Genomic DNA, 1,654 nt, shown 5'->3' with positions numbered 1-1,654 from the left:
ACCGCGGGTGCCGCGATCCACAGCGCCGGCGCGGCCGTGATCGCAAAGCTCGCCGATCTCGCAACCAATGACGAGCAATCGCCGCTGTTCGGCGCCGGCAATGCCGGCGTGATCGCGCGCGCCGGCAGGTTGATCCGGCGCGACGACGAAAGCCGCAGCGAGAGCTATTCCGAGATCCTTGCGCGGGCGGGCGTCACTGAGGTCGAGGCATGGGGCACCGGTGCGCCGAATCCCGCGGCGATGGAGGAATATGCCATGCATGCCCATGGCGCGGTGTTTGCGGAGGTGAAGGTCGATCCCGAGCTCGGCCAGATCCGCGTCAGCCGCATGGTCGGCGCCTTCGCGGCCGGGCGCATCGTCAACCCGCGTATGGTGCAGAGCCAGCTGTTCGGCGGCATGATCTGGGGCCTGTCTTTCGCGCTGCACGAGGAGGCGGTCACTGACCGCCGCACCGGTCGGATCATGAACGCCAATCTCGGCGAGTACCATATCCCCGTGAATGCCGACGTGCCGCCGCTCGACGTGATCACGGTCGAGGAGCACGATCCGCACGTCAATGCGCTCGGCATCAAGGGCGTCGGCGAGATCGGCATCACCGGCAGCGCCGGCGCGGTCGCCAACGCGGTGTGGCACGCGACCGGCGTGCGGGTTCGCCGTTTTCCGATTCGGATCGAGGAGTTGTTGACGCAGCCTTGAGGGTAGCGGGCGGGGCGAGACCTTCTCGCACCGCTGCTTTAGAACGTCGGCGGTGTGCAGGCCGAGATCACCTCGCACGGCTTGCCGCCGACGCAGCGGAAGCGGTGCGGGCGGCGGCTCTCGAAATAATAGGCATCGCCCGGATTGAGGATGCGGCGCTCGTCCTCGACGGTGACTTCGAGCTTGCCCGAGATCACGATGCCGCCTTCCTCGCCGTCATGGACGAGGTGGACGCGTCCGGTATCGCTGCCGGGCTCGTAACGCTCCTTCAAAATCTGGAGGCTGCGGCCGAACAGATTGTCGCCGACCTGGCGATAAGAGATCGGCTTCTTGCCGACCTCGGTCAGCTCCTCCGCGCGGTAGAAGATCTTGCGCCTCGACTCCGGCTCCAGTGCGAAGAACTCGGCGAGCCCCATCGGGATGCCGTCGAGGATGCGCTTGAGGGCGCCGACCGACGGGTTCATCTGGTTGGATTCGATCAGCGAGATCGTCGAATTGGTGACCCCGGCGCGCTTGGCAAGCTCGCGCTGCGACAGCTTGTGGCGCGCCCGGATGAATCGCAGCCGTCCACCGATGTCGACGCTCATGTTCCGGTCCTTGCGCTGGCCCTGTGTTGCAGGTGTTGCGGATCGCGCAAATATGGACCAGTCGCCCCAGTGAAATCAATGGGTTGTGGCGCAACAGAAAAGGACTTGTTGCGCTTTCCAAGCCGTGGCTCTGCTTGCGGGTCAGCAAAGGAGCGCGGCCGTGACCCTTCATCAGATTCCGAACACTATCAAGACCGACTCGTTCTGGATGCCGTTCACGGCCAACCGGCAGTTCAAGAAGGCGCCGCGCCTGTTCTCCTCGGCCGAGGTCAAGGCGCTGGTGGAGCGGGAAAGACGCAAGGCGATCCTGATTCCCGGCGACATCCGCAATCCCGAGCACTGCCGCTCCATCGTGCGTCGCACGGTCGAGG

The 1,654-nt window shown here is 65.3% G+C and carries 2 protein-coding genes and 1 pseudogene; 2 read left to right on the top strand and 1 reads right to left on the bottom strand.

The genetic code is table 11. The features are described 5' to 3' along the window. Nucleotides 1–696, top strand: a 696-nt coding sequence (locus MOV74_RS37620) for a molybdopterin cofactor-binding domain-containing protein (protein WP_246932503.1), incomplete at its 5' end; no start/stop codon positions are given. A gap of 38 nt (nucleotides 697–734) precedes the next feature. On the opposite strand, the gene MOV74_RS37615 is transcribed toward MOV74_RS37620, so the two are convergent. Then, nucleotides 735–1,283 (bottom strand): cupin domain-containing protein, encoded by a 549-nt coding sequence (locus MOV74_RS37615; RefSeq protein ID WP_018646206.1) that lies wholly within the window; start codon nucleotides 1,281–1,283, stop codon nucleotides 735–737. Nucleotides 1,284–1,443: 160 nt separating this feature from the next. On the opposite strand from MOV74_RS37615, the pseudogene MOV74_RS37610 reads away from it, so the two are divergent. Next, nucleotides 1,444–1,654, top strand: a pseudogene (locus tag MOV74_RS37610) (hypothetical protein); the annotation flags it as partial.

Source organism: Bradyrhizobium sp. SHOUNA76 (assembly GCF_023006445.1).
Taxonomy (GTDB): Bacteria; Pseudomonadota; Alphaproteobacteria; order Rhizobiales; family Xanthobacteraceae; genus Bradyrhizobium.
Note: the sequence above shows the minus strand (reverse complement) of the source record. Positions and strands in the feature narration are given on the sequence as shown.

Bases quoted from the DNA above. Each gene is read 5' to 3' on its own strand.
- MOV74_RS37615 (WP_018646206.1), bottom strand. From the start codon at position 1,283: ATGAGCGTCGACATCGGTGGACGGCTGCGATTCATCCGGGCGCGCCAC.